The sequence below is a fragment of the Trichocoleus sp. DQ-A2 genome, from assembly GCF_039961915.1.
Lineage (GTDB): Bacteria > Cyanobacteriota > Cyanobacteriia > Cyanobacteriales > FACHB-T130 > FACHB-T130.
The window spans coordinates 73,903-87,320 of sequence record NZ_JAMPKD010000018.1; the positions used below are offsets into that span (position 1 = coordinate 73,903).

12 protein-coding genes are annotated in these 13,418 nt (G+C 45.6%); 4 read left to right on the forward strand and 8 right to left on the reverse strand.

The window, feature by feature from the left end; translation table 11 throughout:
• Window positions 1–24 precede the first annotated feature (24 nt).
• Window positions 25–2,043: a hypothetical protein gene (locus NC997_RS18330; protein WP_190525926.1), complete on the reverse strand. Its 2,019-nt coding sequence runs from the start codon at window positions 2,041–2,043 to the stop codon at window positions 25–27.
• Between the two features lie 490 nt (window positions 2,044–2,533).
• Between NC997_RS18330 and NC997_RS18335 the strand changes: the two genes are divergently transcribed.
• Together NC997_RS18335 and NC997_RS18340 are read left to right on the forward strand one after the other, a co-directional pair.
• The gene (locus NC997_RS18335) at window positions 2,534–3,277 is read left to right on the forward strand and encodes a DUF2993 domain-containing protein (RefSeq protein ID WP_190525858.1); all 744 of its coding nucleotides are present in this window, start codon (window positions 2,534–2,536) and stop codon (window positions 3,275–3,277) included.
• 579 nt (window positions 3,278–3,856) lie between these two features.
• Window positions 3,857–5,167 carry a nucleotide disphospho-sugar-binding domain-containing protein gene (locus NC997_RS18340; RefSeq protein WP_190525860.1) on the forward strand — a complete coding sequence of 437 codons (1,311 nt, stop codon included), beginning with the start codon at window positions 3,857–3,859 and terminating at the stop codon, window positions 5,165–5,167.
• Between the two features lie 173 nt (window positions 5,168–5,340).
• Here the strand turns inward: NC997_RS18340 and NC997_RS18345 are convergent, their stop codons facing one another.
• The gene (locus tag NC997_RS18345; protein WP_190428159.1) at window positions 5,341–5,535 is read right to left on the reverse strand and encodes a hypothetical protein; all 195 of its coding nucleotides are present in this window, start codon (window positions 5,533–5,535) and stop codon (window positions 5,341–5,343) included.
• 573 nt (window positions 5,536–6,108) lie between these two features.
• On the opposite strand from NC997_RS18345, the gene NC997_RS18350 reads away from it, so the two are divergent.
• The gene (locus tag NC997_RS18350; protein ID WP_190438630.1) at window positions 6,109–6,453 is read left to right on the forward strand and encodes a helix-turn-helix transcriptional regulator; all 345 of its coding nucleotides are present in this window, start codon (window positions 6,109–6,111) and stop codon (window positions 6,451–6,453) included.
• A 505-nt stretch (window positions 6,454–6,958) separates the two neighbouring features.
• On the opposite strand, the gene NC997_RS18355 is transcribed toward NC997_RS18350, so the two are convergent.
• The 4 genes from NC997_RS18355 to NC997_RS18370 form a co-directional block, all read right to left on the reverse strand.
• On the reverse strand, window positions 6,959–7,225 hold the full coding sequence (locus NC997_RS18355) for a hypothetical protein (RefSeq protein WP_190438627.1): 267 nt from the start codon (window positions 7,223–7,225) through the stop codon (window positions 6,959–6,961).
• Between the two features lie 392 nt (window positions 7,226–7,617).
• Window positions 7,618–8,022, reverse strand: coding sequence for an endonuclease domain-containing protein (locus tag NC997_RS18360; RefSeq protein ID WP_190525862.1), 405 nt, complete (start codon window positions 8,020–8,022; stop codon window positions 7,618–7,620).
• Between the two features lie 297 nt (window positions 8,023–8,319).
• The gene (locus tag NC997_RS18365) at window positions 8,320–8,526 is read right to left on the reverse strand and encodes a hypothetical protein (protein ID WP_190413078.1); all 207 of its coding nucleotides are present in this window, start codon (window positions 8,524–8,526) and stop codon (window positions 8,320–8,322) included.
• A 191-nt stretch (window positions 8,527–8,717) separates the two neighbouring features.
• Entirely contained in the window at window positions 8,718–10,529 is a 1,812-nt protein-coding gene (locus NC997_RS18370; protein WP_347276076.1) for an ATP-binding protein, read from the reverse strand.
• A gap of 767 nt (window positions 10,530–11,296) precedes the next feature.
• Between NC997_RS18370 and NC997_RS18375 the strand changes: the two genes are divergently transcribed.
• Window positions 11,297–12,280 (forward strand): hypothetical protein, encoded by a 984-nt coding sequence (locus NC997_RS18375; RefSeq protein WP_190525864.1) that lies wholly within the window; start codon window positions 11,297–11,299, stop codon window positions 12,278–12,280.
• Here the strand turns inward: NC997_RS18375 and NC997_RS18380 are convergent.
• The gene (locus NC997_RS18380; RefSeq protein WP_190525866.1) at window positions 12,277–12,420 is read right to left on the reverse strand and encodes a hypothetical protein; all 144 of its coding nucleotides are present in this window, start codon (window positions 12,418–12,420) and stop codon (window positions 12,277–12,279) included. The genes NC997_RS18375 and NC997_RS18380 overlap by 4 nt on opposite strands.
• Window positions 12,421–12,482: 62 nt before the next feature.
• Entirely contained in the window at window positions 12,483–13,358 is an 876-nt protein-coding gene (locus tag NC997_RS18385) for a manganese catalase family protein (RefSeq protein ID WP_190413075.1), read from the reverse strand.
• Between the last annotated feature and the right edge of the window lie 60 nt (window positions 13,359–13,418).

Here is a 13,418-nt window from a genome sequence, read left to right on the forward strand (position 1 = left end):
CGGGGCGAAGAAAAAACGCGATCGCTAATTTGAGGCTACTGCTGGCAGCACTTCCGGGTCATCATCCAACGAGAGGAGGAATTGAATGATATCGGTCTGATCTTGGGAAGTGAAACCTGCCTCGGTGTCTACCCAATAAGCGTGTCCGCTGCCGTCTACATTCGACTGTTGTAAGTCAGAATTTGCCCGGTTAACGGCTACCGTTGTTTCACGCAGGTTGCGATCCAGCAGCACTCGCAAACTTGCGCTGGGATCGGGCTGGATATTGTTAAGCAACGTACCTGCCATGCCTAGTTGATTGGGATCGGCGACTTTAAAGCCGTCTTTATCTCGCTTCAGTGCTTCGGAACTAGCTGCCACACCGCCATCATGGAGATAAGGTGCGGTTACGGCAAGTCCAATTAAGCTAGGTACCTTGTAACCACCGGCTGGGTTGCTGATGGCAAAGGCTAATTCTAGCGATCGCTGTGGCGTGATATCAGTCGGCACTGACAGCACCGGCGGATCGGGCGGCAAGGGGACTGGGACGTTACTAGGATAAGTTTGGGGTTCTATCAAGATGCGGGCAAAGGGTGCTTGCGCCGGACCCCGTGAGGGCTGAGTTCCAATCTCATTTGCTGCAATTACTTCATGGTTGGTGAAGTAGCGTCCCCTATGACACTCAACGCAACCAGCTTTTGAGAAGATGGCTACACCCCGCTTCAGGGTGTCTGTACTAGCAGTTTGAGCGGGTGGCGGTGCCAAGCTATTCTGAAAAGCTGACATTCCGTTAAGTTGTTCGCCGACCGGGAATCCGGGTGAGTTTGCCATCAACCCATCCAAAATAAAAGGCGAACCTTTCGGGTATCCAGGCATCTTAATCACCTGGTTCATTGCCGGTTGCCCTGGTGTGGGATCGATTTTTTCAAAGAATTCTGATGGTTTTGCGCCTTCTGGCAACCGTAAAGCTTTACTGGCTGAATTTTGAAAAATAATTCCCAAATAGGTCTCTTTGTCAATATTTAGTAACGCTTGGCTGGAATCAGCCCCGGTTGTCGCGTCGGAATTGGTGCCGTGAACGTTGCTGTTGAGGGTAGTCAGTCCGTGAAACCAGCCAATGGCAGCGTTTCCACTCCAGCCGTAGGGCCAAGCTTTGTGGGTATAGGAGGAAGGATTCTGGGAGGGATTGTTGACCATGTTGCCGGTAGAATCAAAGTTCCCTGGAGGCCAACTGAGCAAATCGGCATCGACGGCATCTTCTACGGCTTGAACATCTGGGAGACGGGCGATTTGCCCATCAGCGTTGATGTAAGTGCGATCGCCTAAGGGAAGTTTAGTGGGATTCACACCCGTCTGGCGAAACATGGCGGCGGAGTTCGTAGCCATTGCCAAGACTAAGCCGGGATCGACATCGTTGTTCGGCGCACCTTCGATAACGCGCCCACTTCTGCTATCGATTGCTGCATGACACAAGGCGCAGGTGATGCCGACTCGAACCTTACCCTTCTCAATGCTGGTACGCATTCCCAAGGGCAGAATTGAACCAGCAGGCACGTCCATGCCGGTGTTCAGCAAGGTTCCGGCGGTAAAAGTTCTGCCGCCGATGGTGACATCTTTATCGATGGGAATCTGGAGGTTGGTGGTATGTTTCCCTCCCAGCCGCGCGATGGCTTTCGTCATCGTTACCAGGTTGATTGGCCCATTCAGCGCCCCGACAACATCGGTCTGAAATACCTGATCTTTAAAAGTTTCTGAGTAAAAAGCTTTGCGTCCCAGGTTAACTAAGTCCTCAGTAACCGCAACTGCCCCATTCTCCAGTGAAAGTTGCTTGCGCCCTTCCTCCGTTTGCAGCAGACTTTGGGCTTCGTCTTTGGCGATCGCATATCCCAACACATCATAGGAACCGATCTCCTGCGGTGCAAGCTTCGTGAGGGGTGTCAAGGTGTTGTAGCGGCTAGGTGTTGCGGGAATCGCTAGCTCAATTTGAAAAGCCAAAAAGCTGATGACAACAACCACTAAAGCTAGCAGGAAAAATGGGCGCGGTACCTTCGGCAACACCTTCATCGAACGCACGATGCCTCGCAAAGCTATCAATTACCTCCGCTACTTTAAAGCGACAAACGCTGTCTCTCGTCTGTCTGGAGGCTGAACCGCCTGAGTGTATATTTTTACACTCAAAAAAGCGGAGGTTTCTTAGCACAATTAGCACAATCGCGATCGCGTGTTGATGACAAAGTACCTTCCCAGGATGATTTTGTCAGCAGTGGAAAGCTCCGCATTCCAGCAGATCGGGGGCTTTCCACGCTTGTTGTCATCACAGGTTTTGACAGCACAGGAGGTTCACAAAAAGACCTGATTTCTAAAATGGTACTGCTTTAAGAATCTACAATTCAGATGAATTTCTGAAAGGTTTAAATAACCCCATCATCACCACTTTATCAGCTTATTCAATAGCTAAAACTGTAGCCCTAGCATTGCTTCTGTCATCAGGTAGATACACTCTTTTAAGCAAATTGCCTAGATTGAGCAGTGATAGGGCAATAGGAGAAGTAGCGTGACTCAAGATAAAGCTGGATTGGGAGAACAAACGCTTAACAAGCTAGCAGAGATGGCGCTAGCAAGCCAACTGGGAATAGTAGAAGAATTAAAAGTTCAGATCAAGACGGATCTAAGCAAACTTTCCCGTGGTGAAGTTGATTTTATCGCTATTAATATCAATGGTCTAATTATACAAAAGTTTTTGCCCTCGGAAGAATTAAAAATAGAAATTAATCGGATTAGTGTAAAACCTCGCCTTGCCCTAATCGGCAAAATCAAATTAACCAAGCCTTCCCAAGGAACACTTCGCGTTGTTATCAGTGAAGAGAATCTTACCCATGCCTTCAATTCTGAATCTTTTCAGAAACATCTGCACCAAAGCAAAATTTTTATTGAGAATAGAAAACTATCAATTCATATCCGAAAAGTAAACTTTTCTCTACTAGCAGACGGCAATATAGCTTTGAAGTCCGAGCTAATTCTGGATAAAACTGGACAAGTTCAGCAACTTGCCTTCACAGCTACACCTCTTATTGGAGCTGATGGGCAAGAAATTGTCCTCCAAGATGTGAATTATTTAGAGGGGAAGGAACTCCCACCACAACTAACAGATGTTTTGGTCGCACAAGTAAGCGAAGTTTTAAGCCTGCGTGACTTTGACAAAAAAGGGATGTCACGGCAATTTCAGCACATTGATGTAGTGGCAGGTAAGTTAACTTTGCAAGCCGCCATTCATATTGAGCAGATTCCTTCCTCTTAAGCCGACATTACACAAGTTTGAGTAAATTTTTGTTTACAAATAATTTTGGTGTTTAAAGTTACAATTTAACTTAACAGGACTACCATTCTTTAGCTAGAAGTAGAAGTGAATTAGTAGCAGGTACTTTAGTTCCTAACAGGCTAACAACGGATTATTTCTCTGAATTTTTTAATACCCGAAACCAATAGGTCTATTTTATCCGGTTCTGCGCTCCTGTTATTGATTTTGGTTTAGAAGCTCCCAGTCTTATGATTTTAATCTCCTAAGTAGCATCATCAGTTAACCGACTGGTTGCTCTTGAGGCTTACTTATGTTGATTACTTTTTGTATTTTTCCCTGACTGGATAACGCTGACCTAAAACCAAAACCCTCAGTAGAGATATCAGGAACTTGTCTTTGCTTACAAGGCTTAAAAGAAGTGCGTTCATACCGTGGGTTTCCTAAAAAGAAGCAGGATTGCTTGCTAATAAGTAAGATTACCTCCGCTTTATGAGGATAGGGTCTGAGCCTTAGGCGTGGCGTGCTTGCAGGAGCTTTAAATAGACCGCTTCATTGTTAAAACTCTATCTAAGCCGACCCATGACTCACTTTGGTGTAATTTGCCCGCCTTTTTCAGGTCATTTGAACCCCTTGGCAGCGTTGGGACGAGAATTGCAACAACGCGGTCATCGCGTCACTTTCCTGCAAATACCGGATCTAGAGGCATCTGTACGCTCAGAAGGGCTAAACTTTTATCCGATTGGGCAGGGGATTTATCGACCTGGATTTCTTGCCGAGTCCTTCGCGCAACTCGCTCAATTGAGCCGCTTAGAGTCGCTCCGTTATTCAGTCACCTTGTGCCAACAGGTGACTGAAATGTTCTGCCGAGATGCCCCCGATGCCATTCAAGCGGCGGGGATTGAAGCACTGCTGGTGGATCAGCTTGAACCAGCCGGTGAAGTTGTAGCTGAATCCCTCAATATCCCTTTTATTACTGTGTGCTGCGCCCAAGCTATCCGCCGACAGGCAGATGTTCCCCCCTTTTTTATGGGCTGGAGCTACCAGAATACCTGGTGGGCGCGTCTTCGCAATCTAGCTGCTTATTACCTATTAGATCGCAATAGCGAGCCGATTCAGAAAGCTCTAAATGAGTATCGCGCAGCGTGGAAGTTGCCCCTGAAACAAGGCTTCAGTCTCTCCTGTTCTCGACTTGCCCACATCAGTCAACAGCCTGCTGCTTTTGATTTTCCCTGCGCCAACCTGCCAGAAAACTTCTATTACACTGGGCCATTCCGTAATGCGTCACCGCGAACAATTCCCTTTCCCTATGAACGGTTGACCGGACAGCCCCTAATTTACGCTTCGCTGGGGACTGTGCAGAGTACCAAACAGGAAATTTTCTCCTGCATTGCAGAAGCCTGCGTTGGACTGGATGTTCAACTGGTTCTCTCTTATGGAGGTGGGATGAATGTAGAAGCGGTTGAAAGGATGCCCGGTTCGCCGCTGGTTGTAGAGTATGCCCCTCAGATGGAATTGATTTCTAAAGCAAGGTTAACCATCACGCACGGGGGACTGAACACAGTACTCGATTCGCTCAGCCACGGGGTTCCTCTGGTTGCTATCCCCATCACCTATGAACAACCGGGGACTGGAGCGCGAATCCAATGGACAGGTACGGGTGAGGTGGTTCCTTCAGACGGTCTGAGCATTTCTAAGTTGCGAGGCGCGATTCAACGAGTGCTTACGGAGGATTCTTACTCAAATAATGCATTTCGGCTCCAACAGGCTATCCGTCAATCAGGCGGCGTGAAGCGAGCTGCTGATGTTGTTGAGCAGGCTGTAGGGTTCAAGCATCCAGCTCTGTCGAAATTAACGTCCAATGTATCTAGTGTATCTAGGAGTGTTGCGTGAACTCTATCAAGTGAATTATCAAGTGAATTGTCCGCCGCGACTCTGCTTCGGTGATGGTTGGCTAATCCTCTAATGAAAAAACAGGATAGAACGCTGGCGTTCTATCCTGTTAGCAAAATAAAACTCTTACATCAACTGAAGTGATGATGAGAGTTTTTTTAAGGTGATTTTATTTAGGTCGTAACTTCGGCAGCTTTTGCTGCCACGTCGAAAACGATGTTGTAGCTTTCGCTTGGACCCAGGCGTTGGAGAACTCGCTGATGGGCTTCTGCGTCACAGCGGCGGCGAAAACGAGCAACAACCGAGGATTGCAACTTGGGTACGCGACGCATTAGGCACCAAGGGTGAAGCTGGTTAAAGTAGGTCATAAAACTTTCCCGATGATACCTAGGGTTTTTTTGATGAATATGCTTTGAATGATGGCGATGAGGGTGTGGCGATCGCTATCGTTCTTTTGCGAGTGCAGTCCGCATCTGTTAATGGGAGTGCGCTGAAATGCCAGCTAATATTGGTGTTTATCTGTTTTATCTGTAACCCAGACAGTCCAGATAGGCTGTTTATGGAGGAAAGCAGATGCGATCGCCGCTTTGGTTCAGTGCTGCTTTGATAGCAGCAATTCCCGGCGCTACCCGCAGTGCTTCTGTCGCTTTGGATTTGTTCATAGATATTTGATTGGGTAGATGGGTACAGGCGTGCGAACCTTGTCGTTCGCACAAACAGCACTCATCCAGCTTAATTTCCGGCAGCTATGAGCTGGAAATATGACTTTGTTGGGGGATTACTGGAAGGTTAAAAGGTTAACCTTTCTTATATATTGTAACATAAAGCGATTCAAGTTACTAACTTGAAACTAATAGTCGCAAAGTAGGGCATGATAGCTTAGTTTTAGGCAGTACAGGCGATTACTAGCGGTTTTACCTGTAAGAAGGAAGAGAGAGTCGTTGAGACGAAGGTTTACGGATGAAGGGCTGCGGCAGATGGGCAACTTCTTACGAGCCTGTCGGGAAGCGAAAGGCTTGAGTGTCCACAAGTTGAGCGAACAGACGAAGGAGTATGAGGCTCGCTTCTATGAAGGGTTGGGAGAGCCATTGCCTAAGGTTCTTGGGGTGAGCATTGCAGCCATTTCGAGAATCGAGAATGGAAACCTGAATAAACCAGCACCTGATATTTTGTGGATACTCTTAGACGTTCTTAAACCCGAACACCCAACTGAGAATCGTACTCTGACGCTGGAAGATTTGCTGCTGATTGGTACGGAAGCTTGGAACCCAAACATCGGAGACTGAAGCGGTCAGTTGCTCTTCGATACTGGGCTAGTTTTAACCAGAAGGCGAAAGTTAACAAGAGTTTGGACGATTTGCCTAACTCGTTGATAACGTAGCGATCGCACTCAGAAGAAGATTAGGCGATCGCATTGCAGTGGTGAAGGGGAGAATGCGATCGCACTTTGTTAGTATCGTAGACATCTTGGCAACAATTAATTAGAGCAAAAGGTAAGCTTGAGGAAGAGGCGATAAAAAACTGCTTAGGTAACTTGGTTAAGCCAGTAAATTATGATGTTTTAGCTTAGTAAAAAATGTTAAATCTTTAACTAAAAATTACCCCAATACTTGAAAACAATTTCTCGCAAGTATCCATTGTTAGAGTATGTTTGAAAAAATATCTATCCTAGTCCCCTTAAAAAGGGGTAAAACATTTAAAATACCCCCTAAAAAGGGGATTTAGAGGATATTTAACCTGATAACGCTAAAAAAGCACTTTTCAAACATCCTCCTACCTTAATACACTACTTTAAAATGTATCTATTTTGATGTATCTATTTTGACTTAACCATTCTCTGGCTGCTTGAGCGCTTGGAAATTCTTTTATTACTTGCTTATTATTATCTAAAACTTCAAATATTGTATTGTTAGAAGGAGAGCTTTGAAGAACTACAGACTTTAGAGCTTCCCATGAATCTTTAGGATACCCGTCAATCTCAATGCTTACATTGGTTCTTTCACGTTCTTGCCTCAAATAAGTTTCGCTTAGGGGGTGATTTTTATTACTACCTTGCATTAAATATTCTCCAAAAAACAATATAGCTGTAATAGTTTAATTATAGCAATCCTATTTGATTCGTTCAAAAACGAACCACTCCAGACGTCCCAGGGCAAGCCAGAAAGAAAAAAGAGAATTTTACAACTTAGACACGAATTGCTATATTACACATTGATTGAGACTTTCACTTTCGTTCATTACTTCGGGCAATTGGCAATGAATAGAACTTGAAAACTACAATCTAGAGAATCTGGTATAGGTTAGCTGTTTCAAGCAATTGCATTCTCTTCAAATAGGCTAATCCCAGATGCAATCGCTATTTTGAGAGATTCCCTTGGCGCTTGCTTATAAGTCAACATTAATAAGTATGATTACTAAAATATTGCTCGATCTCTCAACTCCTTAGACTCTTAAGCCCCCTTATTAAGGGGGGTTGGGGGGATCAACCCCTCTATCTGCCCACAGACACCTTCCAAATTACTCAGCACTTCACTATTATTAAATCTCATCACTTTCAGCCCATAGCCTTCTAATACTTGTGTTCTTTCCATGTCATAATTTTGCCCTTCCTCTGTAAAATGACTATTTCCATCAACTTCTATAACTAACTTCAACTCAGCACAGTAAAAATCAACAATAAAGTTACCAATTGGTCTCTGCCTCAAAACCCGAAACTTAAAAGTTTTCAAGTAGCCGTACCAAAGTTTTTTCTCGGCTTGCGTCATGTTTTGGCGGAGTTCTTTTGCTCGTGGTACAAGTTGTGGATTGTAGGGTAGATGAAAATCTGTTTTATTGAGGTTTTGCTCGCTAGCCATATAGATTTGATCCCCCCTGCCCCCCTTAAAAAGGGGGGTTAATAATAATTAACTTTAGGTATAGCGTTTTTTACAGGAGTGAGGTACGCAAAAATTCACTATTATCAAGCTTTCCAGTTTTGAGAATGTACCTCACATAACCGAGAACCGCTATAAATCTGTTAACTGATTATTGTAGGCGATCGCATCCTTCCCAAAAATCCAAATCTGGCAAAATTACCTGTACGGCGATCGCATCCTTTTAGATGCAATAAAAAAGGGCGCGATCGCACCCACGAAGACAATTATTAGAAAACTTTAGAATCTTGAGCCGCAGATAGATTCCACAACCGCTACAGGCTCATTTCGATGTTGCTCTCGGCAAATTAAATTCTTAGCCAAACGTTGCTCAGCATAGGCGCGATGAGTAAACCAGCCGATCGGTGTGCCAGCGATCGCGCCGATCAGCAGACCCGTTAGCAGACTATAAACCAGATGCTTTCGAGTAATCCTATTTTCTTTCATTTAAAAGTTTCTCCTAATGGCTGAACCATTTTAAAGAAAGCAAAATTTAGGATAAATTTACGTCCCTCTCCTTGCTTATATCCGAAGTCGCATCCGTGATGGTATACCGTCTTTGCTCCTATCCCATACCATACGCTTACGCCCGGTTTTGGGATTTTGGGTATTTAAAAATTTTGTTGCTGGCGATGAAATTAGACATTTCCAGTCCGTCCGACAAGGGAGGCGACGACTGCAATTAACTCAGTAGGGTCAATGGGTTTAGCGACATGGGATTGAAAACCTGCCGAAAGGGCTGCTTTTTGGTCGTCTGCTCTAACATAAGCCGTCAACGCTACAGATGGAATTTGTCCTTTTTCCGCCTCTAGCGCCCTCACCCGGCGAATTAGACTGTAGCCGTCCTCATTTGGCATCCCAATGTCGCTGATGAGTAAATCTGGCTTTGACTGTTGGATAGTTGCGATCGCTTCCTCGGCTGAGGCGGCAGCGATCGCTTCTGCTCCATACTGTTCTAGAATGCTCTTCAGCAACTCACGGGCATCAGCTTCATCATCAACAACAAGGATCTGCAAGCCATCAAGAGGGCTTTCCCAAAGGGTGGGACGAGGACTTTCTTGAGGATTGGGTGCTGAAGATTGAGAACGGCATAAAGATTGCGCTTCCTCAGCCCTCTTTTTCACCCCAGCACTGTTGAGAAGCGGCAACTTCACGATAAATGTTGACCCTTGCCCCTCTCCGGGACTCTCAGCACGCACGGTTCCTCCGTGTAGTTCCACCAAGTGGCGGACAATTGCCAATCCCAGCCCTAATCCTGTATAAGACCTAGTGATAGAGTTATCAGCTTGGCGAAAGCGGTCGAAGACGTAAGGCAGAAACTCTGCGCTGATACCCTCACCCGTATCGCTGACTAAAATTTCGACGTGAGAGCGATCGCCTTGAAGGTAAACTTGAACTCGTCCGCCTTCGGGCGTGAACTTAATCGCGTTGGTGAGCAGATTCCAGATTATTTGCTGCAAGCGGTCTGGATCTCCTGAAATTGAACCCACAAAAGTATCCAGCAGCAGATGAACTTGAATATTCTTGGCATCTGCTGCTGGACGTACCGTATTAATGGCTGACTCAATGACTGGAATCAGTTCCAGTGGGCGAACTGTGAGGCGGAGTTGACCTCGAATAATCCGCGAAACATCCAGAAGATCCTCAATCAAGCGTGCTTGCGCCTTGGCATTTCGCTCAATCGTTTCGATAGCACGAGCGGTCGTCGCCGCGTCAAATTTTCGGGTACGGAGAAGACTCGTCCACCCCAGCATCGCATTGAGGGGCGATCGCAGTTCGTGAGAAAGAGTCGCCAGGAACTCGTCTTTCATCCGGTTGGCTGATTCAGCCTGGGTGCGTGCCTCCTGTGCGCGGGCAAGTAACCGAGTCCGTTCCTCTTCAGCTTGCTTGCGATCCGTGAAGTCGCGCATGATTTTAGCCAACCCTTGCACCTGTCCGCTCTCATCGCGTAAAGACGTGACAATGCCACTGCCCCAGAAACGGCTGCCATCTTTACGGACGTGCCAGCGTTCGTTCTCAGCCCGACCTTCTGTTAATGCCTTTTGCAATTCTTTGTGGTCATCGCCGCGATCGCGATCTTCAGGTGTAAAAATTATGGAGCCAGATTTGCCCAAAATCTCTGCTTCCTGATAGCCTAAAATGCTTTCTGCCCCTGCTCCCCACTTAATAACACGTCCGTCGGGATCGAGGAAAAAAATTGCATAGTCTTTCATGTTTTCCAGCAACATCAGGAAGCGCTCTTCGTTTAACCGCAAAGCCTTCTCTGAGTGCTGATATTGATTTTCTCGTTTCTCTAACTCCGCAACTCGTTGGCGGAGTGCTACTAATTCAGCGATGAGTTCACTTTTAGTTTTATCTTCCTCTTTCATGGGGGGAGCATTACCATCGAGTCTCACTCTAGAGAAGGAGCTGGGATCGAGTTGTGGTCGATTTTTCAGAACTCTTTTCACAGTTGTAGCTCATAAGGTTTTTCTTCACCTATCTTTAGGCTGAAATTTAAATTATTTAAGTAGTTGAATTAATTTTTAGGGATAGAGAGTCCCCTTCGAGGCAAAAAAAGCTGAGATTTGGTAATTTTTAATCCAGCAGAAAATGCCAAAACATCTAATCTAGAGATTCAGCTACATTTTTTAATTAAACTAACGCGATGTGCAACTTTTCCGAATAAAAATCCCACGGAATTCTTTTAGGAAGTCCAGCTTTCATCCCACGCTTGTACTTGTATCAAGTGCTTATGAGACAGCCTAGCAGCCGTAGGTCGGCTCTGTGTGAGAGCAAAAACAAAGCAAACGTTTGCTGCATTTGGGTTACACGCACCTCAACCCAACCCATAGGGAATTTGTTAGTCAGCCGTTTCACCTCTCTTCTCCAAAAGAGGGATTCTTTTTTGGGCTTGCATACTAGCAAGTCTAGATCCAGCAGCTTGCCGTTAGTAACTTACAGCCTGCTCCTAATTATGAAGATTGTGTCAAGAATACTCCTGACTATTTTAAAGATTGTATAAACTTAATATTAAAAAATCTTCATCAGTGAAAATTCCTTGTATATTTACTTAGAAAACAAGTAGGGTGCATTGAAGAGGTTCAGTAACAATACGTTTATCGGAACAGCGATACCGTAAAATTTTAACCTCTAATAGAAGAAAAGTTACATGGGATACCAGGGAAAATGCTGAAACTTGTTACTTTTGCGAATAATTTATCTGTGTAACTTAATCATGGCGGCTAAAACACCAAAGGTTTGGTCATTCACCGAGAGGGCAACATTAGAATTTTGGGTAGAAGATCCACGACGGGGTGAACGACTCGAAGACATTCATCTTGATTCTGAGCAATGGTTCCAATGGCTAAATTTACCAAGTTCTAAGTCATTTAAATTTGAGCCAGTCGATCAACGTACATCTGATTTCATCGCTAGCAAAGAAACTAAAACCGATGGAGATTTTTGGTACGCCTACAAGAAAGTAAATGGCGAACTATATCACTGTTACATCGGGCTTAGCAAAGATTTAACGTTGATGCGACTCAGAGAAATAGGGTTGCAATTGCTACAAACTGCGAAAAATGATAGTCCTTCCAGCCAGCAAAGTTATATACAAGAAGTCCATTTAAATTTGCCTGGTGAATCTCAGGAAGTACACCATCTGAAACAGGAAATTCAGCGGTTACAGGACGAACTAACAAACTCTCGCCTAGAGCTTGAGAAGAATCAAAGTATTTGCACTCAACAAAGTGCTGCCAAAGAGGTTCATTTAACAGAATTAGAGCAGCTGAGACAGGAAAATCAGCGGTTACAAGATGAACTGGGAAATTCTCGGCTAGAGCTTGAAAAGAATCAAAGTATTTGCACTCAACAAAGCGCTCCCAAAGAAGTTCATTTGAAAATCTTGGTTGAATCCAAGGAATTAGAGCAGCTAAAACAGGAAAATCAACGGCTACAGGATGAACTGGCGAACTCTCGCCAAACTTACCTAATAGCTTGTCAAGAACATAAGGAAGCGATTCAACAGCTACGCCATCAAAATCAGCGGCTCCAAACTGAGTGTGACCAGATGAATGAAGAGATCGAACAGCTCTATGCTAAATATGGCGACCTGAAACTGGAAAAGATAATCCGGCACCAGGACAGCGAAAGAGTGAAAACCCGGACGACTTTCCCAGAGCAGAAGGTAAGCCTGTCAAACACTGCGTACAGCTTTTAGATATGGTGGCGTACAGAGCGATCGCTTGAGCGAAAAAAAGTAGGAAGCGATCGCTCTCCATCAAGTAGGGTGGCGTAGAGAGCGATCGCGTTACACACCTGCAAAAATACAGGTGTGTTGATACCTTGCTGCAATGGCATCGATTAGGTTTTGCTTGAGAATTAGCCAACACGCAGGCGAACTAATTCTCAGCAGTTATTTATTAGGTGTGTCGTGCCTTTTCAAAACCTGGGGTACCGTGCAACTTTGGTTCAGCCGGCGGAGGTGTCGGTTCTGGCCCTAACGGTTGTGGATTCTCTACATACTCAAACTCGCCTTTGCCGTCCATTGATTTGCCCTTTGCCCAACGTCCTTCAGCACTTTCAGTACCGTCAGAGTGATTCCAGAACTGATAGGCATACTCCCGCTTCTCCAATTCCAGCGGGAAGGAACTCGGAACCGGAGTGTCGTCCAGCCCGGAGTCTACGATATCCTCAATCGCTGCCAACCACTGGTTTTGGTGCATGGTGTCGCGGGCGATCATGAAACTCAAGGTATCTTTCACGCCTGGGTCGTCTGACATTTCATACATTCGCACCGCCTGCAAGCGACCTTGCGACTCGGCGTGGAGATTAGAGCGGAAATCTGCTAACAAATTACCGCTGGCGACGATAAAGCGACCGTTCCAAGGGTAGCCAACGCTGTCAGAGGGCGTCGCACCCAACCCGGAGACAATGGCGTGCTGCGGGTTCATCGCTGCTGCCATAATCTCATTCCGCACGTTAGAACCGCCCATAACCGCGCCGACTAGCCGATCTGCGGCACCTTCCTCTTGGACTTTTAGAGGCGCTTTGTCCAGCAGATGGGCGATCATCGTGGCAAGCATCTCAACGTGACCGATTTCTTCGGTACCAATGTCCAGTAGCATATCGCGGTACTTAGCAGGCCCTCGACAGTTCCATCCCTGAAATAGGTACTGCATCATCACAGTCATCTCGCCAAAGGTACCGCCGATGAGTTCCTGAATCTTCATGGCGTAGACCGGATCGGGGTTTTGTGGCGGAGTGAAATACTGAAGTTGCTTTTTATGGTAAAACATTCAAAAACTCCGAATTCTTTTTACTATCAGAACAACAGAAAAATGGTGCAAATTGATATT